Annotated in this window: 20 protein-coding genes; 13 read left to right on the top strand and 7 right to left on the bottom strand. The window is 67.9% G+C overall.

Translation table 11 applies throughout. The features are described from left to right. Positions 1-169 precede the first annotated feature (169 nt). From AB0H54_RS15640 to AB0H54_RS15630, 3 genes are all read left to right on the top strand, one after another. Complete coding sequence (locus tag AB0H54_RS15640) at positions 170-604, top strand: MarR family transcriptional regulator (RefSeq protein ID WP_355280866.1); 435 nt, start codon at positions 170-172, stop codon at positions 602-604. A gap of 156 nt (positions 605-760) precedes the next feature. Beyond that, entirely contained in the window at positions 761-4687 is a 3927-nt protein-coding gene (locus AB0H54_RS15635; RefSeq protein ID WP_357346091.1) for a Pls/PosA family non-ribosomal peptide synthetase, read from the top strand. After that, positions 4687-6042: a M1 family metallopeptidase gene (locus AB0H54_RS15630; RefSeq protein ID WP_357346089.1), complete on the top strand. Its 1356-nt coding sequence runs from the start codon at positions 4687-4689 to the stop codon at positions 6040-6042. Before AB0H54_RS15635 ends, AB0H54_RS15630 begins: the two co-directional genes overlap by 1 nt. Here AB0H54_RS15630 and AB0H54_RS15625 read toward each other — a convergent pair. Both AB0H54_RS15625 and AB0H54_RS15620 read right to left on the bottom strand, forming a co-directional pair. Then, positions 6027-6212: a hypothetical protein gene (locus AB0H54_RS15625; RefSeq protein ID WP_355280869.1), complete on the bottom strand. Its 186-nt coding sequence runs from the start codon at positions 6210-6212 to the stop codon at positions 6027-6029. The genes AB0H54_RS15630 and AB0H54_RS15625 overlap by 16 nt on opposite strands. 38 nt (positions 6213-6250) lie before the next feature. Further along, entirely contained in the window at positions 6251-6712 is a 462-nt protein-coding gene (locus AB0H54_RS15620) for a DUF2752 domain-containing protein (RefSeq protein ID WP_355280870.1), read from the bottom strand. Between the two features lie 208 nt (positions 6713-6920). Between AB0H54_RS15620 and AB0H54_RS15615 the strand changes: the two genes are divergently transcribed. From AB0H54_RS15615 to AB0H54_RS15600, 4 genes are all read left to right on the top strand, one after another. Beyond that, positions 6921-7973, top strand: coding sequence for an alpha/beta fold hydrolase (locus tag AB0H54_RS15615; protein WP_355280871.1), 1053 nt, complete (start codon positions 6921-6923; stop codon positions 7971-7973). A gap of 184 nt (positions 7974-8157) precedes the next feature. Next, positions 8158-9063 (top strand): peptidase M12, encoded by a 906-nt coding sequence (locus AB0H54_RS15610; protein ID WP_357346086.1) that lies wholly within the window; start codon positions 8158-8160, stop codon positions 9061-9063. 28 nt (positions 9064-9091) lie between these two features. Further along, on the top strand, positions 9092-9361 hold the full coding sequence (locus AB0H54_RS15605) for a hypothetical protein (protein ID WP_357346084.1): 270 nt from the start codon (positions 9092-9094) through the stop codon (positions 9359-9361). Positions 9362-9556: 195 nt separating this feature from the next. Next, positions 9557-9919, top strand: coding sequence for a DUF1036 domain-containing protein (locus AB0H54_RS15600; RefSeq protein ID WP_355280876.1), 363 nt, complete (start codon positions 9557-9559; stop codon positions 9917-9919). A gap of 49 nt (positions 9920-9968) precedes the next feature. Here AB0H54_RS15600 and AB0H54_RS15595 read toward each other — a convergent pair whose 3' ends face one another. Together AB0H54_RS15595 and AB0H54_RS15590 are read right to left on the bottom strand one after the other, a co-directional pair. Continuing rightward, positions 9969-11333, bottom strand: coding sequence for a prolyl oligopeptidase family serine peptidase (locus AB0H54_RS15595; protein ID WP_357346082.1), 1365 nt, complete (start codon positions 11331-11333; stop codon positions 9969-9971). Between the two features lie 9 nt (positions 11334-11342). Beyond that, positions 11343-11924 (bottom strand): helix-turn-helix domain-containing protein, encoded by a 582-nt coding sequence (locus AB0H54_RS15590; RefSeq protein ID WP_357346081.1) that lies wholly within the window; start codon positions 11922-11924, stop codon positions 11343-11345. Positions 11925-12041: 117 nt separating this feature from the next. Here AB0H54_RS15590 and AB0H54_RS15585 point away from each other — a divergent pair, with 117 nt between their 5' ends. The 4 genes from AB0H54_RS15585 (at position 12042) to AB0H54_RS15570 (ending at position 15972) form a co-directional block, all read left to right on the top strand. Then, positions 12042-12944, top strand: a complete 903-nt coding sequence (locus tag AB0H54_RS15585) for a hypothetical protein (protein WP_357346079.1) — start codon at positions 12042-12044, stop codon at positions 12942-12944. Between the two features lie 88 nt (positions 12945-13032). Beyond that, positions 13033-14397 (top strand): DUF1214 domain-containing protein, encoded by a 1365-nt coding sequence (locus tag AB0H54_RS15580; protein ID WP_357346077.1) that lies wholly within the window; start codon positions 13033-13035, stop codon positions 14395-14397. A gap of 329 nt (positions 14398-14726) precedes the next feature. Next, positions 14727-15491 carry a hypothetical protein gene (locus tag AB0H54_RS15575; RefSeq protein ID WP_357346075.1) on the top strand — a complete coding sequence of 255 codons (765 nt, stop codon included), beginning with the start codon at positions 14727-14729 and terminating at the stop codon, positions 15489-15491. Then, a complete protein-coding gene (locus tag AB0H54_RS15570; protein WP_357346073.1) occupies positions 15484-15972 on the top strand; it encodes a PIN domain-containing protein in 489 nt (162 codons plus the stop codon). The genes AB0H54_RS15575 and AB0H54_RS15570 overlap by 8 nt, the downstream gene beginning before the upstream one ends. 483 nt (positions 15973-16455) lie before the next feature. Here AB0H54_RS15570 and AB0H54_RS15565 read toward each other — a convergent pair whose 3' ends face one another. The 3 genes from AB0H54_RS15565 to AB0H54_RS15555 all read right to left on the bottom strand — a co-directional run bounded on the left by AB0H54_RS15565 (position 16456) and on the right by AB0H54_RS15555 (position 19603). Continuing rightward, on the bottom strand, positions 16456-16638 hold the full coding sequence (locus AB0H54_RS15565) for a hypothetical protein (protein ID WP_357346071.1): 183 nt from the start codon (positions 16636-16638) through the stop codon (positions 16456-16458). A 1292-nt stretch (positions 16639-17930) separates the two neighbouring features. Continuing rightward, a complete protein-coding gene (locus tag AB0H54_RS15560) occupies positions 17931-18773 on the bottom strand; it encodes a hypothetical protein (protein WP_357346069.1) in 843 nt (280 codons plus the stop codon). Continuing rightward, complete coding sequence (locus AB0H54_RS15555) at positions 18770-19603, bottom strand: sigma-70 family RNA polymerase sigma factor (protein WP_357346068.1); 834 nt, start codon at positions 19601-19603, stop codon at positions 18770-18772. Before AB0H54_RS15555 ends, AB0H54_RS15560 begins: the two co-directional genes overlap by 4 nt. A gap of 204 nt (positions 19604-19807) precedes the next feature. Here AB0H54_RS15555 and AB0H54_RS15550 point away from each other — a divergent pair, with 204 nt between their 5' ends. Together AB0H54_RS15550 and AB0H54_RS15545 are read left to right on the top strand one after the other, a co-directional pair. Next, on the top strand, positions 19808-20257 hold the full coding sequence (locus AB0H54_RS15550) for a hypothetical protein (protein ID WP_357346066.1): 450 nt from the start codon (positions 19808-19810) through the stop codon (positions 20255-20257). A 5-nt stretch (positions 20258-20262) separates the two neighbouring features. Beyond that, positions 20263-20544, top strand: coding sequence for a hypothetical protein (locus tag AB0H54_RS15545; RefSeq protein ID WP_357346064.1), 282 nt, complete (start codon positions 20263-20265; stop codon positions 20542-20544). Positions 20545-20546 lie beyond the last annotated feature (2 nt).

Here is a 20546-nt window from a genome sequence, read left to right as displayed (position 1 = left end):
TCACTCGATCGCCTTGCGGCCCGTAACCCCAACGCCCGCACCATCATCGACGCGCACCGCCGATTGCCGATGTGTTGCCCCTCACGCGTTCACCACACAACCATCTCCGAACCCCATTGTGGATCACCCAAATGATTGAGCTCCCCCACTATCTGTTAGGGTGGCCGTCATGTCCACGAACTCGAACTCCGTCCGCGGCCTGCCGCGCTATCCGGTGTACGCGCTCGGACGGCTCACCAAGGCACTGCACGCCGAGATCGATGTCCCGCTGCGCGATCACTGGGTGCTCACCTTCATCGAGGAGAACGCCGACCTGACGCAGAAGAAGGTCGGCGACGCCCTCGGCATCGACCGCAGCGAAGTCGTCCGGCTGGTCGACGCGCTGGAACGCGCCGGCCTGGTCGAACGCACCCGCGACGGCACGGATCGCCGCAAATACCGGCTGCGGATCACCGAGGCCGGGCGCAAGCAGTGCAAGCGCACCGACCGGCTGATCGCCGAGGCCACCGCGCGCGTGCTCGAGCGGCTCGACCCCGAGGAACAGCGCACGCTGCACCGGCTGACGCTGACCGCGCTCGGCGAGTCACCGGACGCACCGTCGTGATCGGCGCCGACGGCACGCCTCGCGCTGCCGTCCGGCCACACCTTCTCCGAGTACCGTTGGCATCTGGTGACCATCCTGTTTGCCCTCCGGTAACCCGCCCGTGAAACAACAAACACCACCGATGGGGGTCGACCGATGAGAGGTGGACTGAGCGCCATGCTCGAGCCACGCACTGAGGACCCGGCGAGCCGGTTGCGTGATCCACTCCTGCGCGCCGACCTGGCCGCGCCGCCGCGCACCCTGGTAGACATCCTGACCAGCACCGCCCTGGCCCACCCCGACGCACCGGCCATCGACGACGGCACCGTCGTCCTCAGCTACATGGAGCTGATCGCCGCGATCGAGGCCAGGATGACCGAGCTGACCGCGGCGGGCGTCCGCCCCGGCGACCGGGTCGGCGTGCGGATGCCCTCGGGCAGCGCCGCGCTGTACGTCACGATCCTGGCCGTCCTCTACTGCGGCGCCGCCTATGTCCCCGTCGACGCCGACGACCCGGAGGAGCGGGCCCGGCTGGTCTTCGGCGAGGCCAGGGTGAGCGCGCTGGCCACCGGCGACGGCATCGAGTCGGCCACCGCGGCCGCGGGCCGCACGCCCGCCTCGGACTGGAACACCCTGCCGACCCCCGCCGACGACGCCTGGATCATCTTCACCTCCGGTTCCACCGGCACGCCGAAGGGCGTCGCGGTCACCCACCGCAATGCCGCCGCCTTCGTCGACGCCGAGGCCAGGCTGTTCCTGCAGCGTGCCCCGATCGGCCCCGGCGACCGGGTGCTGGCCGGGCTGTCGGTGGCCTTCGACGCCTCCTGCGAGGAGATGTGGCTGGCCTGGCGCAACGGCGCCTGCCTGGTCCCCGCCCCGCGCGACCTGGTCCGCACCGGCGCCGACCTGGGCCCGTGGCTGATGCGCCGCGAGATCAGCATCGTCTCCACGGTGCCGACACTGGCCGCCACCTGGCCCGCCGAGGCGCTCGACTCGGTGCGCTTGCTGATCTTCGGCGGCGAGGCCGTCCCGCCGGAACTGGCCGAACGTCTCGCCGGTGGCGCCGAGCGGGAGGTGTGGAACACCTACGGGCCCACCGAGGCCACCGTCGTCGCCTGCGCCGCGCTGCTCGACGGCGGCATGCCGATCCGCATCGGCCTGCCGCTGGACGGCTGGGACCTGACCGTCGTCGACCCGCAGGGCAACCCGGTGCCCGAGGGCGAGACCGGCGAGCTCGTCATCGGTGGCGTCGGCCTGGCCCGCTACCTGGACCCGGCCAAGGACGCCGAGAAGTACGCCCCGCTGCCCTCGCTGGGCTGGGAACGCGCCTACCGCAGTGGCGATCTGGTCCGCAACGACCATCAGGGCCTGATCTTCCTCGGCCGGGCCGACGACCAGATCAAGATCGGCGGCCGGCGCATCGAGCTCGGCGAGATCGACAACGCGCTGCAACACCTGCCCGGCGTCAGCGGCGCGGCCGCCGCCATCCGGACCACCAAGGCGGGCAACAAGATCCTCGTCGGCTACCTCACCGGCGCGGGCCCCGACTTCGACGTCAAGAAGGCCAGGGAGATTCTGGCCGAACAGCTGCCTGCCCCGCTGGTGCCGCGGCTCGCGGTCGTCCCCGACCTGCCGACCCGCACCTCGGGCAAGGTCGACCGCAACGCGCTGCCCTGGCCGCTGCCGAGCGCCGAGGACCAGGCCGAATCCGGTCTCGGCGGCACGGCGGCCTGGGTGGCCGGGCTGTGGGACGCCATCCTGGGCGCCGAGGCCACCGACCTCGACGCCGACTTCTTCGATCTGGGTGGCGGCTCGCTGTCGGCGGCCCAGCTGGTCGGCGCGCTGCGCGAGCGGTATCCGCACATCACCGTCGCCGATCTGTACGACCATCCCCGGCTTGGCTCGCTGGTGGAACTGCTCGACGGCAGCGCGCCGGTCGCGGCGGTCGACGAGCGGGTCGTCGCGCCGACGCCGTTGCGCGCGCAACTCACCCAGGTGCTGGCCACCATCCCGCTGACCACCCTCACCGGATTGCAGTGGGTCACCTGGCTGGCGGTGGTGTCGGCGATCGCGGGCTGGTCCGGCTCGCTGCCGTGGCTGCCGCGGCTGTCCTGGTGGTGGATCGCGCTGGCGTTCGTGCTGTTCATCTCGCCGCTGGGCCGGATGACGCTGTGCGTCGCGGGCGCGCGCGTGCTGCTGGCCGGGCTGCGCCCCGGCACCTATCCGCGCGGCTCCCTGGTGCACCTGCGGCTGTGGGCGGCCGTGCGCCTGTCGGAGGCCAGTGGTGCCGAAAGCCTGTCCGGCGCACCGCTGATGGTGCCGTTCGCGCGGGCACTCGGCGCGAAGATCGGCAAGGGCGTCGACCTGCACACCCTGCCGCCGGTCACCGGCATGCTCGAACTCGGTGACGGCGCCAGCGTCGAACCCGAGGTGGACCTGTCCGGCTACTGGGTCGACGGCGACCTCGTGCACATCGGCGGCATCACCATCGGCGACGGCGCGGTGATCGGCGCGCGCTCGATCCTGCTGCCCGGCACCAAGATCGGCAAGAAGGCCGAGATCGCGCCCGGTTCCGCGGTGTCCGGCAAGGTCAAGGCCGAACAGGAATGGGCGGGCTCGCCCGCGACGAAGGCGGGCAAGGCCCCGCGCCGCTGGCCCGACCACGCCCCCGAGCGGGCCCGGCACTGGCTGGTCGTCTTCGGCCTGTCCTCGATGGCGCTGGCCGCGATGCCGGTCCTCGGGCTGGCCGTCGGCGGCACGTTCATCGCCTGGTGGGTCCGCGAGGAGACCACCATCGGCGCCGCCGCGCTGCGTGGCTTCGCCATCCTGCCGGTGGCGACCCTGCTCAGTCTCGCCGTGTACGCCGCGGCCACCGTGATCGCCGTGCGCCTGCTCGGCATCGGCCTGCGCGAGGGCTACCACCCGGTGCGCAGCCGGACCGGCTGGCAGGTGTGGGCCACCGAACGCCTGCTCGACTCGGCCCGCACCTTCCTGTTCCCGCTCTACGCCAGCCTGCTGACCCCGCTGTGGCTGCGCCTGCTCGGCGCGCGGATCGGCAAGAACGTCGAAGCCTCGACCGTGCTGCTGCTGCCCAAGTTCACCGTGGTCGCCGACGGCGCCTTCCTGGCCGACGACACCATGATCGCCAGCTACGAACTCGGCGGCGGCTGGCTGCGCATCGGCGAGGCCAAGGTCGGCAAGCGCGCCTTCCTCGGCAACTCCGGCATGACCGCGGTCGGTCGCCGGGTGCCCAAGAACGGGCTGGTCGCGGTGCTCTCGGCCGCGCCGAGCAAGGCCAAGGCCGGCTCGTCCTGGCTGGGCAGCCCGCCGGTGCGGCTGCGCCGGGCGGCCGAATCCAGCGACACCTCACGCACATTCGATCCGCCCCTGCGCCTGAAGGTGGCACGCGCGTTCGTCGAGACCTGCCGGTTGATCCCGGTGATGGTGACCTTCGCCATCGGCCTCGGCGTGCTGTTCGTGCTGGCCCTGATCGCCCAGCATTCCGACTACCTCGTCGCCGCCCTGCTGTCCGGCCTGGTCCTGATGGCGGCGGGCGCGCTGGCCGGTGCCATCGCGGTGGCCGCGAAGTGGTTGCTGGTCGGGCGGATTCGGGCCGTCGAGCATCCGCTGTGGAGTTCGTTCGTGTGGCGCAACGAGGTCTCCGACGCCTTCGTCGAGACCGTCGCCGCGCCCTGGTTCGCCCGCGCCGCCACGGGTACTCCCGTGATGAATCTGTGGCTTCGCGGACTCGGTGCCAAGATAGGCCGCGGGGTATGGTGCGAGTCCTATTGGCTTCCGGAGGCAGACCTCGTGACACTCGGTGACGGCGCGACCGTGGAACGCGGCTGCGTGGTGCAGACCCATCTGTTCCACGACCGCATCATGTCCATGGACACGGTGACACTGGACGCGGGCGCCACCCTCGGCCCGCACTGCGTCGCCCTGCCCGCCGCCCATATCGGCGCGGGCGCCACCATCGGTCCGGCCTCGCTGGTGATGCGCGGCGACGTGGTCCCGCCGTCGACCCGCTGGTGGGGCAACCCCATCTCGCCGTGGTCCGGGACCGCCTCGACGCCGGAGTCGAGGCAGCGCGGAGCCGCCTGATGCGGAGCAAGTTCTACGAGGAACCGATCGACGCCTACCTGCCACAGAACGGCAATCGTGGGTACCGCGTGTCCAGGTACGAGCTGGAGCTGGGCTACCGGCCCGCCAGCAACCGGCTGGCCGGGCGCGCGGTGATCATCGCGGTCACGACCACCGTGCGGGGGTGGTTCACCCTCGATCTGTCGCAGGCGCTGACGGTGTCGAAGGTGCTGGTCAACGGGGCCAAGGCCGCGAAGTTCAGCCATCAGCAGGGCAAGCTGGCGATCACCCCGCAGCAGAAGATCCCCGCGGGCGGCGTCCTGGAGATCACCGTCCACTACGCGGGCACGCCGCGGCCGGTGCGCGGGCCGTGGGGCGAGGTCGGCTGGGAGGAGCTCACCGAGGGCGCGCTGGTGGCCAGCCAGCCCAACGGCGCCGCCTCCTGGTTCCCGTGCGACGACCACCCGAGTTCCAAAGCGTCGTACCGGATCTCGATCACCACCGACAGCCCGTTCTACGCCCTGGCCAACGGCACCCTGGTCCGCAAGCAGGCCAAGGCCAGCCAGACCACCTGGGTGTACGAGGCGCCCGAGCCGATGGCCAGCTACCTGGCGACCATCCAGATCGGCAACTACCGCAAGCACCGGATCGGCGCGCCCGGCGAGCCGGTGCCGATGCAGGCCGTCATCCCGCAGCGGCTGCGCGCGAACTTCGACCACGACTTCGCCCGGCAGCCCGAGATGATGGCGCTGTTCACCGAGAAGTTCGGCCCGTACCCGTTCGAGAACTACACCGTGGTCGTCACCGACGACGAACTCGACATCCCGATCGAGGCACAGGGCATCTCGGTGTTCGGCGCCAATCACTGCGACGGCAAGCGTGGTTCGGAGCGGCTGGTCGCGCACGAACTGGCGCACCAGTGGTTCGGCAACAGCCTGACCCTGAAGCAGTGGCGCGACATCTGGCTGCACGAGGGCTTCGCCTGTTACGCCGAGTGGATCTGGTCGGAGGCCGCCGGCGGACCGACCGCGGATCAGCTGGCCAGGGCGGCGCGGGCGAATCTGGCCCGGCAGCCGCAGGACATCATCGTCGGCGATCCCGGCCCCAAGGACATGTTCGACGACCGGGTCTACAAGCGCGGCGCGCTCACCCTGCACGCGCTGCGGCTGGAACTGCGCGACCACCTGTTCTTCGAACTGATCCGGGAATGGACCGCGCGCTATCGACACGCCTCGGTCACCACCGAGGAATTCGTGGATCTGGCAGGTCATTACAGTGTGGCGCCGCTGCGTCCGCTGTTCGCGGTCTGGCTCGGCACCAAGCCGCTGCCGCAGCTACCGCCGCTGGGCGGCCAGGCGCATCAGAAGACCAGGTAGCGCTGGGCGAGTTCCTCGACGAGGGGATCGTCGGACGGCACCATCTCGAGCGCCTCGAGATCGTCGGCCACCGAGATGCTGCGGGAGTCGTCGCGTTCGGGGTCGGGGCCGTCCTCGGCGAGCTGACGCTGCAACTTCCGCCGGACTCGATCCTTCAGTGAATCGCGCATGCCTCCAGACTGCCCGCCGATCCGCGCGGGCACCAGTATCAAACGGGCGTGAGCCACGTTCCCCACGGCGTGTTGCGCACAACGGTATAGACGGCCAGCAATCCGAAGAACGACCACACCAGCACCGGGCTCAGCCCGGGCACCCGCCAGCGTTGTCCGCGCCGGGCACGCAGCAGCCAGTCGACGACGAACACCGCGAACGCGACGACCAGCGGCAGCACCAGCACATTGCTGTGCAGCGAATCGATGATCCGGCCGTCGGTCAGGTTGTGCATCGCCCGCATCCCACCGCAGCCGGGGCAGTACACCCCGAGCAGCGCGTACACGGGGCACAGTCCGTAGGAACCCTCGACGTGCGGATCGCGGAAGTGCAGCAACGCGAGCGTGCCGACCCCGAGTCCGGCGGCGATCAGCGGCGGGGCGAAGCGCTGCCAGGCCGGGCGTGCCGGTTCGCGGTGCGGGGCGCCGGAGAAATCGGCCATGACGGGCGTGCTGTCCACGCTCCTACGGTAGCCGCGCCCGGTCGGGGCCGCCAGCATGCCCGGATCGCGGCGGCACGCTGTAATTTTCCGGCGATTTCGGGCGATTTCACAGTGTCGGCGCGCCCGGTGACCCAGTTCACAACAAATGGGACACTGTGACCCGCTAACACTAGCTAGCACCCCAGCTCGCACTGTACGGTGGCCTACGACACAAAGGAGTGCCGACATGCTTGCAAAGTCGATGATGACGGTAGGCGTACTCACCGCACAGTTCCGTGCCGGACTGCGTACCCGGAGCTTCGCGACAGCGAAACTCAACACCCCCTCCGTCGCGCACCGGGTCGTCCCGGTGACCACCGCGGACGGCGCCGACCTCCGGGTCCACGTCTACGGCCCCGACACCGCCCCCACCCTGGTCCTCATCCACGGCTGGGCGTGCAGCATCGAATACTGGAACCCGCAGATCACCGCCTTCGCCGGTGAGTACCGCGTGGTCAGCTACGACCAGCGCGGCCACGGCGAGTCCACTCTCGGCACCGCCGCCCCCAGCGAGCACACCCTGGCCGACGATCTCGCCGCCGTCCTCGACGCGACGCTGCGTCCGGGCGAGCGGGCCGTTCTGGCCGGGCACAGCATGGGCGGCCTCACCATCCAGGCCTGGGCCAAGCACCACCCCGAGCAGGTGTCCGAGCGCGCCGCCGCCGTCCTGCTGGCGAACACGGCCAACGGCGACATCCGCTGGGAAACCGATCTGCTGCCGGTGCTGAACAAGCAGCTCACCGTCGCCGAGTACCCGGTCACGATCATGGGCGCGCCCGTGCGCATGCCGCAGCCGGTCAGCGAGTCGCTGTTGTTCGCGCCGCTGCCGATCCCGGGTGGCTGGTTCACCGAGCAGCTGTTCCGCTACCGCATCCTCACCCCGGACGCCACCGCCGACGAGGTCGACTTCGCGGTCGGCATCATCCGCTCCTGCCGTCCGCTCGCGCGCGGCCGCCACGCCGCCGCGATGGCCGACATGGATCTGTCGGCGGGCACCGCCAACCTGAACGTCCCGACCACGGTGCTGGCCGGCGCCCAGGACCGGCTGCTCCCGCAGCGCATGTCCCGCTCGATCGTCGACATCCTGCGCCGCACCGGCCACCTGGCCGACTTCCACGTGCTCCCGCACGGGCACCTCAGCAATGTCGAGGACACCGCCGCCTTCGACGCCATCCTGCACCAGATCCTGCGTTCCGCCACCAACTCTCGGGCCACCCGCCGCAACGTCGCCGCCCGCTGACCCGAGTCGGTTCTCCCGAGTCGGTCAACGAGGCCCGACTCGGGAGGAACGCGAACGAAAGGCCCTCGACCACCAGGTCGGGGGCCTTTTTCGCGCCCCTGATCGAGTAGTCGACTACGCGGGACCCGCATCGATTCGCCGTGCCACAGTCACATCCCACGGTTGATTCGATGAGGAGGATCCGATGCGTACCCCACCCGACCACGAACTCCACGGCGACGGCCACCACGAGGAATTCGCGCCCGTCGAGGACCCCGGCTGCGTGATTCCCGCCCTGCCGACCCGGCTGCTGGCGCGCGCGGCCGAAGTCGCCACGCTGCTCAATCCGGTGAACGCGCCGCTCACCCAGAGCGCGGCGACGGAGGGCGGCCTGCCGCAGGTGGCCGAACTGGCGGTGCTGACCTCGAAGTACTGGGGCATGCAGCGCCGCACCCTGACGGTCAGCTTCCTGGAAGCGACCCCCACCGACCTGAAGCAGCGCATCCTCGGCCACATGAACGCCTGGGGCATCGGCGTCACCTTCGTCCTGACGAACGGCACCGGCCAGGTGCGTATTTCCCGTGCCGGCCAGGGCTATTGGTCCTATCTCGGCACCGATGTCCTGCTGATCCCGCAGAGCCGTCCGACGATGAACCTGCAGGGCTTCACGATGGCCACCTCGGAGGCCGAGTACAAGCGGGTCGTGCGCCACGAGACGGGGCACACCCTCGGTTTCCCGCACGAGCATCTGCGCCGCGCGCTGATCGAGCGGCTCGATGTCGCCAAGACGATCGCCCACTTCCGCGACACCTACGGGTGGAGCGAGCAGCAGACGCGGTCGAATGTCCTGACCCCGCTGGACGAACGCTCGATCATGGCGACGCCGAACGCCGATCAGGACTCGATCATGTGCTACCAGCTGCCCGGCAAGATCACCACCGACGGGCAGCCGATTCGCGGCGGCCTGGACATCAACGCCGCCGATCGTGCCTTCGCGCGCTCCATCTACCCGACGCTGTGGCCCTTCTTCAGCGAGACGGCGGACTGGGACGAAGCGGAGGACGTCAGCGTGGAATCCGCACTCGCGCAAGCACATGCCACGGCTGGTTGATCTGCGCGCGGATCCGATCGGAGCGCGGTTGGCGCTCGAGCCCGGCGACATCGTGCTGCTGCCCGCCGCGGGCGCCCGGGTGACCTCGGGCGCGACGGTCGAGGTGCTCGGCGTCTACCGCGACGCCGCCCCGCTCGCGGACGGACGGGTGCTCGCGCCCGAGGGTCCGCCGGACGTGGTGGTACTCGCCGCGCTGACGCCCGGCGACGCGACCGTGCGGCTGATGACCGGCGACCCCTTCCACGGGGCCACCCCACAGGAGTTATCGGTAACCGTAGCCGAAGCAGAAGAAAGGTGAAATCCATGACCGCCGAACCACAAACGGGGCAGGTTGCCCCCGCGCAGGCGCCGGCCGTCCGCGAGACGACCGCGCACACCTCGGAAGATCATCGGGCCGCCAGCCCGGAGCCACCGGCGGGCGCGAGTGTGGCCGCGCCGTTCCACGAGGCCGCGAGTCTGCCGGCCCCGTCACTCGAGCAGGAAGGGTAGTCCGATGCCTTGGTTGGCCTTCCACAACAACTATCACCTGGTGGTTTCCGTCGCGGTCATGCAGGTCGACCCGGATTCCTGCCCCGGCCAGTACGGCGGCTGGGCGACCCACGGCTGGTGGAATCTGAATCCGGGAGAGTCGAAGACCGCGATCTGGACGAAATACGACGCGGCGTACTACTACGCCAGGGCGGGCAACGGTGCGTGGTGGGGTGACGCGAACGGCCCTCGGGTCTACGTCAATCCCTTCGACCGGTTCGACTCCTGCCTCCTGATCGGAACATCCACGTGGGACATCGTGAACATGCGACGTGTGTTCGTCGGCTCGAATCTGCACAACACGCACACCGTGAACCTGAACCCCTGACCCCGATCCGGAAGGTCCCGACCAGCAGGTCGGGACCTTCCGCGTTTTCTCAGGGCAGCAGTAGTCCCCAGTACAGCGCCCACAGCGTGAATCCGGTACCGCCGCACACCAGCAGCGCCCAGCGGACCCGCCCGCCCGTGCCGACACCGTCGAGCAGCCGCCCGCGCCGCGCGACGACGACGCCGAGCGCGGCCACCGCGCACAGCGCGCTCAGTTGCAGCGCCACCCAGGGCAGCGTGCGGCCGAACAGCAAGGGGCCGAACGAGGTCGACTTGGTGGAGGCGACGAACAGAAACAGGGCGATCGTGCCGACGATGCCGATCCCGATCGCCGCCGCCAAGATTCGCGCGGGCCGGGCATGGGACAGGCGCCAATCCCTCTTGAACCCGCTCACCGCGTAGCCGCAGAGGGCGAGAACGGTCCCGAGCAGCAGGATCAGCTGGACCGGAGTGGACTCCCACCAGGCCAGCGGTGCCAGCGGCGTCACCGAATGTCCCTGCACCGCAGGCTGATCCACCTGCCTGTTCGCCGAGCCGGGCAGCCCGTTCACCCAGTCGCCCATGAGCTCGGCGTAGCCGGGCGCGAGCTCGGTGCCCTTGTCGAATCCGTCGGTCGTCGTGAGGCACGCGTGCTGGGCATTCGGCAGTGTGCGCAGCGTGTAGTTCGTCTTGCCGACCCGATCGAAGGCCGCGCGGAAGTCGCGCAGACTGTCACCGGGCGGGGTCAGCCGGTCCTGGTCGCCCCAGATCGCGAGCACCGGCTGCGGAATCCGTTCCAGCACCGGCACCGGATCGTAGTCGGCCTGGGCGAACTGCCCCGCGCCCGCGAGCTGACGGATTCCGTTGCGCCCCAGCACATCGATCATCGATCCGCGCACGCCCGCCGCCGCGAATCTGGTCTCGTTGGCCCAGGTCTGCTGGGCGGCGGGCGCGCCGGAATTGGCGCCGATGGTGATCAGGAAGGCGACATCGGCCGAGCGCGAGGCGGCCAACGGCGCCACCCAGCCGCCTTCCGACAGTCCCCAGAGGCCGACCCGCGACGGGTCGACCTCGGGCCGGCTCCGCAGCGCGGCGATGCCGGACAGCGCGTCGTCGGCGAGCAGGGAGTAGTCACGATGGGCGGGGGTGTAGTCCTCGGCCCGCTTCGCGTACTGCAACGCGACGATGCCCGCACGCGCGAAAGCATCGGCGACCTGTGCGTAATGGGGACTGGGGCTGGTCCCGGAGCCGTGCACGAGCACGACGCCCGGCCTGCCGGTGGCACCCGCCGGTGCGTGGATGGTGCCGGTCGTGGTGGTGCCGTCGGAGCGGGTGACGGTGATGTCGGTGGTGACGCGGTCGTCCGCGGTGGCCGTCGGCGCGGCCGCGACCAGCGCCGCGATCATGGTGGCGAACAGAGCGATACGAATGAGCACGGTGGATCCCTATTGGCTGTCGTTCATCCCCGGGGCCGGGAACGCGATGAACCGGGTCAGTACCCGGCGCGCGCCCGGCCGGTCTTCGGCATGGGTGGCTTGGAAGCGTTTGAGCAGCGCGAGGTACTCCTCGCAGAAGGCGTCGAGTTCCTCGCGGGTCGCGTAGATCGCGCCGCGCGAGAACGGCATCGTGTCGGCCCACTCCCCCAGCTCGGCGCGCTCGGCGCGGAACCGCTGGAAGAGCTCGACATCCTCGGAAATGTGCTGCGCGACCATCCCTTCCAGCAGCTCGCGCATTTCCGGCGACTGGTCCTTGTCCAGCCGGTACCGCAGATCCTTCGGCGGCGACCGCCACCACCGCTCCTTCCCCTTCGCCAGCTCGGGCGCCTCCTCGATGAACCCGTGCTCGGCCAGCTGACGCAGGTGATAGCTGGTCGCGCCGGTGTTCTGACCCAGCTGCGCTGCCAGCGCGGTCGCGGTCGCCGGGCCCTTCTCGGCGAGGGCGCGCAGAATGCGCTGCCGGAGCGGATGGGCGAGCGCGCGCAGCGCGGCGGGGTCGGTGATCTCCCTCGGCGGTACCTCGTCGGTCATAGTTGCACAGTACTCTTTGCATAAATTCTTGTGCAAAGAAGATTGTGCACCTATCGCGCTCCCGCACCGCGTGGCACCATCGAGGCAGCGCTCGACTCGGCCGTCGGACGGAGACCGGTGTACGTCTACACGAACCTTTCCGCCGCGCTGCGCGACACGACGTCGCCACTGCGCACCTACCTGCACCAGCGGTTCCCGCACACCCGCGGCGTGCAGGCCGAGTATCGGCGCGGGGCCGGACCACTGCTGGTCGACACCGGTGGCGCCAACCCCGCGACCCTCGGCGCCGCCTTCGACTTCGCGGTGCGTTTCCTGCTCGTCCCCGACCACCGCCCCGTACTACCGCTGCTCGGATTCTTCGGCCATCCCCGGGAATCGGCGGTCGTGGAGTCGGTGATCGACACCGCGGGCGCGGCCGTCGCCCCGACCGCGGGCGACGTCGACCTGCTCAGCCGCGCCTGCTGGGCCCTGGCCCTGTGCACCGACGTCTACCGCCGCGGCCTACTCCGCGATTCCGCGCTCGCGAATCTCCTGACCACCGACCGCTTCACCCCCGACCACCTGCTCGCTCTCGCCCCCGCCGACGCGATCCGCCAGCTCTGGGAACTGCGCGGCATCGCCGACGACCAACTCCTTCCCCACCTGCGTCCACCCACCGTCCCCGGCCCCACCTTCGACGCCTCGGTCCTGTGCAACGCCGACGCCGACATCATCAGCGACGGCCTGCTCCTCGACCTCAAAACCCACCTCGGCCCGAAGAACCAGCGCACCGGCGTCCGCGCCGACTCCCTCAGCGCCACCGACCTCTACCAGGTCCTCACCTACGCCCTCTTCGACCACACCGACACCTACCGCCTCACCCACACGGGCATCTACTCCGCCCGCTACGGCCACCTCGCCACCTGGTCCCTCCCCACCCTCCTGGACACTCTCGCGGGTCACCCGATCGATCTCGCCGGGGAACGCGACACGGTCTGGGCGCTGCTCGGCGGCCACCGAACAGCCCCGCCACCGGCGTAACTCATCCGTTTCGGATGATTCGGCACCCACCGCCGCGCACCTACCGTCGGAGCATCGCCAGCAAGCCGACACGAAAGGTGGGGTTCGGATGTCAGCTCCGCGGAACTTCGCGAGTCAGCAGGTCACCCCGGCCTATGCCGCCACAGTGGGACGCACCGCGTATCTGTGGGGCTGGCCGCTGGTCAACATCCACAACCGGTTGACGCTGATGGCGAAGCTGCCCGGCCCCGGCCTGCTGGCGGGCATCGTGCCCGCCGGTCCGCCCGGCACCCTCGGGATGCTGCACGACTACATCCGGCCGGAGGAGCGCGTCGTCGCCTGCCCGAACCAGGATGTGGTCTACGGCTTCGGCCTCGTCGACGCCGAACGCGGACCGTCGGTGATCCAGATCCCGGAATTCGGCGATCGGTTCTGGGTCTATCAGATCGTCGATCAGCGCACCGATTCCTTCGTGGAGCTCGGCCGGATGTACGGGACCGAGCCGGGCTTCTACCTCCTCGCCCACACCACCTGGGACGGCGCGGTGCCCGCGGGCATCACCGGCGTCTTCCGCCACGACACCCGGCTCGGCGTCGCCATTCCGCGCGTCTTCCTCGACGACACCCCCGAGGACCGCGAGGCCATCGCGCCGCTGGTGAATCGGATCAGCATGTATCCGCTGTCCGATTTCGACGGCGTCACCAAGGTGACCGACTGGTCGACCGTGCCGTCCTTCGGCGGCGGAGGCAGCACGAGCGGCGAGGCCGAGACCCAGTGGGTCGATCCGGCGACCTTCTTCACCATCCTCCCGCAGGTACTCGACGAGGTTCCGCCACTGCCGGGCGAGGAAGCCCTGTACACGTGGCTGCGCTCGATCGTCGACGCCGCCGACCGCGATCCCGCCGTCGCCGACGCCCTCACCCAGGCCGCGCTCGCGGCCGACGAGGTGGTCACCGAGCTGTTCCAGTTCCGCAATATCGGCCTGCCGGTCGCCGACCACTGGACCACCCAGCGCAACGGCGCCGCCTTCGGCACCGACTACCTCTCCCGCACCGCGATCGGCAAGTCCAACATCTTCGTCAACACCCCCAACGAAACCGCCTACTACTACCAGGATCTCGACGCCGACGGTGACCGCCTGCACGGCGCGAACACCTACACCGTGTACTTCGCCGCGGGCCAGGTCCCCCCGGTCCGCGGCTTCTGGTCACTGACCGTCTACAACAAGCACCATTTCTTCCACCCGAACGACCTCGACCGCTACTCCCTCGGCACCAAGAACCAGGACCTGTCCTACGGCGAGGACGGTTCCCTCACCCTCACGGTCGGCAGCAAACCCCCCACCGACCCGACCCACACCACCAACTGGCTCCCCGCCCCCGACGACGAATTCACCGTCTACCTGCGCGCCTACTGGCCCGACGACACCATCCTCGACGGCACCTGGCACCCACCCGCCGTCACCCGCGACTAGAAACGCCACAGGCCCTTTCCCGGAATTCCCAGGAAAGGGCCTGTGACTGTGGAGCCGCCTGGGGGAATCGAACCCCCGACCTTTTCATTACGAGGGTCAGGCCGAGCGGCTGACCAGCGGAAACGATGCGTTGATCAGCTCGGCGGCACAGGCGTCCGGGTTGTGGATGTCGTCTGCGTTGTCGTCAAGGCTGTCGTCAGCGTCGACGACTGGCCGCAGCCTGCGAGCAGTAGTGGGCTGTACACGGTGGCGCGGCACAGAATCGCACAGGCACAGCCTTTTTGCTGCATGATGGACATAGAAGCAACCACAGGCGAGGAGGTGGCGGCGTGGATGACCTAAGGCGTGAACCAATCACCATTGATCTGGAGGGCGGGCGTGGACTCGACCCCCGCGCGGTCGCCGATGCGATCATCGCCATAGAGACGATGGTTAGAAGCCTCGAAGGCCATGAACCGCACAGCGACCTCGGCCTGACTGGGTTGTCGATGGGTAGCGCCCACATGACCATAATGGCCCCAGCTTCGGATGTGGCCCACCTCCGGCGAGGACTACGCCAACTGTCCAACGAAGCGATAATCCCGCAAGGTTGGAGCCGAAAGGGCGTGCACGCTTTAGTGGAACTCGGAAGGGTGAGTAAGAGACATGGAGTCGAAGAAGTAAATCTTCAATTCATTTCAATGCACCCCATCCGGATTGACTCAATCGTGCAGGAGAATGCAGAAAAAGCTTTGGCCCCAGCATCGGTTGCGCTAGGTTCCGCCCGAGGAGTTCTTTATCGCTATTCAAACGATCAGTCGAAGCACCGGCGATCGGCAGCGTTACGCGACTATCGGACCGGCGATGCAATTGAACTCTCCTTCCCCGCAGCCCTCGCTACACACTTCAAGAGGTTCCTCGATGCCGAGGTTGAAGTCTGGGGAGAAGTTGCACGCGACCAAGAAGGGAAGCTCTTGAAGCTAACAGCCGACGGGATCGAATTACTCACACCTGTCGGGGAGCAAGTCACCCCAGAATCAGTGACTGGCCTGTTCGGCGAAGAGTGGACAGACGGTCTCGACCCTGTCGATTGGGTGAGGGCGCAGCGTGACTAAGCCTAGGCCCCGGGTAGTGGTTGACACCTGCGTCGTCGTCGATCTGCTAACGAACATCGACCCGAGTCGAGCAAGGAACTCAGCGTATCTCCTTGCCGGACATAACGATCGACACGACGTTATCCTTCCCGCGATCGTCCTGGCCGAAATAGCAGGAACTGGCGAGATAAGGGGCGGTCACCTCACTGCGGCCCTAAGGGATGATCGAGTCAACCGAGCATTGAAGTGGATTTCCGATAGCAAATTCATGGTGGCCGAGTTATCCGAGCGGTTGGGCCGGGAAGCAGCGAAGCTAGCAGTCGAACACCAGCTCAAAGGCCCCGACGCCACCGTACTTGCGACGGCGGTCGCATGGAAATGCCAGAAGCTCTATACCCGCGACCATGGAATTCTAAAGTGCGACGGAAAGTTCAACGGTCTCAAGATTCTTGAACCCGAGTCGCCACCTCCACCGGAACCAACCCTGTTTCCAGGCTTGTAGCGAACTGGTCGGCCTTTGCTGAGGTCGGGTTGCGCATGAGGTGGGCTGGCTCCCCGCCTGCCCCATAGGGCCTGCCTGTCACGCGCAGAGGCTCGCGGGTCAAGGGTGGACGAATGTCCATCAGCGCAGCTGACGCGAAGCGCCCTTGAGGTGTGAGGGGCGCGGGATCACAATGCAGGCCGACCCCAGCCAAGGCCGAGCGGCCGACAGGTCGCTATGGAACTCGTTGGAACCGAAAGCTGTTCGGCAACGTCCAACCAGGCATGACAGAGATCGAGCACGTTGTACTCACGCCGGTGCCGCAGTACGAACCGGCGCCCGAATCCACCCCGACCGTAGATCGTTCGGCAACGGTGTGGCGGGACCACCTCGCCGCGGTCGATACCCGCGAGACCGACACCACGACCTAGCCCGAGCGGCCGAAGGTCGCTATCCGTTCGCCAAGCCAGGAGGGCAGAGAAAGGGGCCGTGGCCCCTCCCCGGTTACCGGCTGAGGTAGTTGTCGAGCCACCGGTCGAGGTTCTCGTCGATGTGGCGGGCGCGGGTGTAGTGGAGTTCGCACCGGGCCTGGCTACGCGGCTGGTTGTTGAAGGTGAACTCGTAGAGGTGGGTGGCGGGGTCGGTGCACTCGCGGATGGCGCAGATCGTGCCGGGGGCGATAGCCATGGTCGGGGTCCTTCCGTGTCGGGGGAATCTGGGCACCGCCCGGACCAGGCCGCACCCACCCCGGCAAGGGCTCACTACCCGAGGGGGTCACCCGGCAGACCACTCCACCGCCAGCTCACCCCCTTTGAAATGACGTCGCCGCCGGTGACCCCCTCGGGTGGTGACAACGCTTGGCCCTTGCCGGGGTGGGTGTGGTCTGGTACGCCACTCGGCAGATTCCTCCGACACGGAAGGACCCCGGCCATTCGCCCCCGGCACGATCTGTGCCATCTACGCGAGTGCACCGACCCCGCCGCCCACCTCGGCACCTGACGCAACCAGCTCCGGGTCCGCGAACCGGCTATACCCGTGCCCGCCACATCGGCGAGAACTTCGTGGCTCGGCAACTACCTCAGCCGGTAACCGGGGAGGGGTCACGGCTCCTGGTCTCGGCCCGACGACCACCCACCCAGCGTGCCGATGATCGCTTGGTCTGTCCCGCGTGGACCTGGACCACAGCCGGTCGAGTGGCACAGTGCCGGCCGATTCGTCGTCGACTGCGGGAGAGTCGGTCGGGGACGGCTCCCGTCGCGCCCAGCACTGCTCGGTGAAAAGCAGAAAGCGGCCAGAAGAGGCAGGGCCGCCACGGTATGGCGCTGAGCGTCGCCGACGTGCCGACGCGCCGCGGCGACGTCCGTTTGGAGCCGCGTTGCGCGTCGCAGCGCGGCGGCGGCGCTCCGCGCCGCCGCAGGCGCCCTTGACTCTATATAGCCGAATTCAGCAACCACCTTGTGAAGTGGTTGGCGCTCAACAACTCGGGGACGCTCACCGACTCGGCTTGCACCACGCTGACGAACGACGGATTCGGCTGGGTCTGGCCGGTTCGGTCGTGCTGGGTTCGGGTGGTGACTGTGCGGGAACTGCGGAGGTGAGGCAGGCACGTGAGTCGCGGTAGTGCAAGGGACGGTTCGCCGTTGTGGACAGCTGCCAGACTGTGGATGCGTTGGGGTGCAAACGGTTCCGGCCTGTAGTGGCTCGAGTACGCTGGGGACACCTCCCGCTCAGGGGCGGTACGGGACCTGGTCACCGTGCCGTGCCGAGAAGGGAGGTGATGGACATGGCTAAACATCGCCGGAGCAAGAGGAAAGCCCCGGTCGATTACGGTGTGCTGCTTGCGGCAGCTTCCGTGATCGCCGGGGCTCTGTTCCTGGTCAGCCGAGTTCGACAGGCTAGCTAGTTCCATCAGGGTGGATCGTCGGTGCAACGGCGGTCCACCCGCTCGGCATCACTCGCGTGATGGTCTAAGACTACTACTACTTGCCGCCACGATTGGCGGTATGTGTCGCGGATGGCTCGGCGTGCAGGCGCACGACTGCCACTGTCTTGTCGTCGTGACGTTTGGATCGCGGAAGGACTAAGCCGTTCGGATCGGTTTCGGCTTCCCATGTATGGATGCGGTCGAGGAACCTGTCGAGTTCGACCGTGGACATCTCTGCTACTTCCGACCAGCCCACCCCAAGCGTGGGAGCAAGGTCGACTACACCATCGGTGGCAGTGATGACCCACAAGACCTCATCGACCGTGTATCGCATGTGCAACGCATGCTTGGCCGCGACAGGATCGGCTTCGGCGATCCAATATCCACCAGGCTGATTGCGTTGCGCCCGCTCGGCAAGCTGGAGCTCCTGTAGGACCTTCCGATGTCGTCCACTGAAGCCCTGACCCTCTGACAAGAATCGGCGATACAGGTCAGCCTCCGGCAGTCGGAGCCGCGAAAGGCGGTCGTCAGTGTGCCCGATGACGGTCCCATCGCGCAGACCGACTATCACCGACGAGTCGCCGAGGATCAGCCCCTCGACGGTCTCCGACCCGAATCGAACTAGTGCCACGGTGCTCGACGGCGCAAGTCCCGGCTGGATTCCCAGCGCTTCTACCGTCCTAGCGAGGGAACCTTCGAGAACGTCGACGAGCTCCGTTCCCTGTGCGATCGACTTGGCGAGTTCGGAACCGAGCCGGTCGACGTATTCTCCTGCTGACGGCATCGTGGGGTCGTGCACCGTAGCGCCATCGAGAACGATCACGGCGTCGTCGGTGACGATCAATCGGTCGTCACCAGAGCTGGCGGGCCGTTGCGCGAATTCGATAGTGCGGGTCATGAGGCGACCGAGTACGGGCCGACGAGTAGCCAGCTGCCGGTCACGTGGAGGTCTTGGTCAAACTCGCATTCGATGATGCAGTCCGTCAGCTGCGCGGTCGGGTCGTAGACCGTGGCGAGGTTGGTATTCAGCCAGTGCGCAACGCCTTCGGAGCCGACTGCGGTGATGCCCGCGATGTGGACAATCACGCGATTGTCGGAGATCCGGCGCGAGAGGTAGCCGATGTCCTTCCGGGTGCCGTCAGTGCGAAACGGCGAGAAGTGCCGGCCATCTTCGCGGCGGTCGATGATCGACCACCCCGATTCGGAGCGGTCGAACGCCAACAGAGGATCGTCGGCAAGCAGGTGGCGCGCTACCGGCGCCGACTTCGGACCGCAAACGATGATGCAATCACCCGCGGGCACCTGTTCCGTATCAGGGTTGATGCCGAACTGCGTCGTGGTCAGGGATAAGTCGCTCAGCTTCCGCTGAAGGCTGTCCCGCGTTGCCTCATCGTTGCTGTCGATGAAGGCACGCTCTCGACCCTCTTCGAGTCCAATCCGACGAGGAACCCCGATCGCGACAGGGCCAACGCCGAAGAACGCCCGCTCGGGTGGTGGGGCTGAGGTGCGTATCTGACTGATCCGGCCCTTTGTGAGTCCAAGCCGGTCGCCGATCTCCGAGAAGCTCAGCCCCAGATCACGGTTGGCCTGCTCGATGGCGGCCCGACGTAGCCGAGCCAGCTCGGCCGAGCGCTGCTGATAGACCGCGATGAGTTCGCCAGCACGTTGCCCGCGCCTGATCGGATCCGGATCGTTGCGGATTGCGTCGAACTCATCCTCGGTAGCCACAACTCAGAGTTTAGAACCCCTTGACGACATGTGGGGCGGTGACCTAGCCTGGGTTTACTCCCCCTAAACCATCGACCACCACTCCACACTTCAGCGGTTTAGAGGGGGTAAACATCAGTTTGTTTATGCCGCTCGACACCACGGGGCACACCGACAGACCTAGTCGACTTCCACCGAAGCCCCCACTCACAAGGAGACAAGAAAATGGCACTTCTGCGCGGTTTCCGCTTCCCGGTCTCGCAGTCCGAGGCGTTCCCGATGGGCCTGGTGCTCAACGGTCAGATCGAGCCCGCGATCAAGTACAACCCGGACCGCAACGCGGTTCCCGAGCAGCTGCGGGACTACAACCCGAAGACCAACGAGGGCACGGGCCTGCTGATGTGGAAGGCCAGCATCACCGACAACCACGAGCCCAAGGCCAAGCGCAAGACCTTCGAGCTGATCTTCCTGGCGGAGAACGTTCCGGTGCCCTCGACCGACGAGCTCGCCCCGGGTACCGGTCTCCGGCTGATCGAGGTCGAGGGCCTGATGGCCGAGCCGAAGGTGATGGGTCAGGGCGAGTTCAAGTACCAGGGCTACCAGTTCTATGCAGGTGGCATCAAGGGCGACAACTCCGGTTCGCGCAATGTCTCGGCCGACCGCAAGGCCGCGTGATCGCGATGTCGTTCATCAGCACTCAGTCGTCGTTGTCACGAGGCATCGTCGTCAGCTACTCCGCTCCGCGTCCGGCGCCCTATGACGAGCACGTGATCATCCCGGCCTACTTCGACGTCGAGCTCGACATGGATTCCGGCTACGCACGCCTGGCCCTGACGGTCGAGGATGCCCGGGTTCTGCTCGAACGGCTGCCGCGCCTGGTGATGGAACATGATGCTGCCGAGCATGTCCGGGCCGAGCAGATCGCGGCCGAGAAGTCTGCGGCCGAGTTCAAGGCGGCGTGACC

It is taken from the genome of Nocardia sp. NPDC050718 (genome assembly GCF_040654235.1).
Classification (GTDB): Bacteria; Actinomycetota; Actinomycetes; order Mycobacteriales; family Mycobacteriaceae; genus Nocardia.
Note: the sequence above shows the minus strand (reverse complement) of the source record. Positions and strands in the feature narration are given on the sequence as shown.

Bases quoted from the DNA above. Each gene is read 5' to 3' on its own strand.
- AB0H54_RS15640 (WP_355280866.1), top strand. From the start codon at position 170: ATGTCCACGAACTCGAACTCCGTCCGCGGCCTGCCGCGCTATCCGGTG.
- AB0H54_RS15635 (WP_357346091.1), top strand. From the start codon at position 761: ATGCTCGAGCCACGCACTGAGGACCCGGCGAGCCGGTTGCGTGATCCA.
- AB0H54_RS15630 (WP_357346089.1), top strand. From the start codon at position 4,687: ATGCGGAGCAAGTTCTACGAGGAACCGATCGACGCCTACCTGCCACAG.
- AB0H54_RS15625 (WP_355280869.1), bottom strand. From the start codon at position 6,212: ATGCGCGATTCACTGAAGGATCGAGTCCGGCGGAAGTTGCAGCGTCAG.
- AB0H54_RS15615 (WP_355280871.1), top strand. From the start codon at position 6,921: ATGCTTGCAAAGTCGATGATGACGGTAGGCGTACTCACCGCACAGTTC.
- AB0H54_RS15610 (WP_357346086.1), top strand. From the start codon at position 8,158: ATGCGTACCCCACCCGACCACGAACTCCACGGCGACGGCCACCACGAG.
- AB0H54_RS15600 (WP_355280876.1), top strand. From the start codon at position 9,557: ATGCCTTGGTTGGCCTTCCACAACAACTATCACCTGGTGGTTTCCGTC.
- AB0H54_RS15590 (WP_357346081.1), bottom strand. From the start codon at position 11,924: ATGACCGACGAGGTACCGCCGAGGGAGATCACCGACCCCGCCGCGCTG.
- AB0H54_RS15580 (WP_357346077.1), top strand. From the start codon at position 13,033: ATGTCAGCTCCGCGGAACTTCGCGAGTCAGCAGGTCACCCCGGCCTAT.
- AB0H54_RS15565 (WP_357346071.1), bottom strand. From the start codon at position 16,638: ATGGCTATCGCCCCCGGCACGATCTGCGCCATCCGCGAGTGCACCGAC.
- AB0H54_RS15560 (WP_357346069.1), bottom strand. From the start codon at position 18,773: ATGACCCGCACTATCGAATTCGCGCAACGGCCCGCCAGCTCTGGTGAC.
- AB0H54_RS15550 (WP_357346066.1), top strand. From the start codon at position 19,808: ATGGCACTTCTGCGCGGTTTCCGCTTCCCGGTCTCGCAGTCCGAGGCG.
- AB0H54_RS15545 (WP_357346064.1), top strand. From the start codon at position 20,263: ATGTCGTTCATCAGCACTCAGTCGTCGTTGTCACGAGGCATCGTCGTC.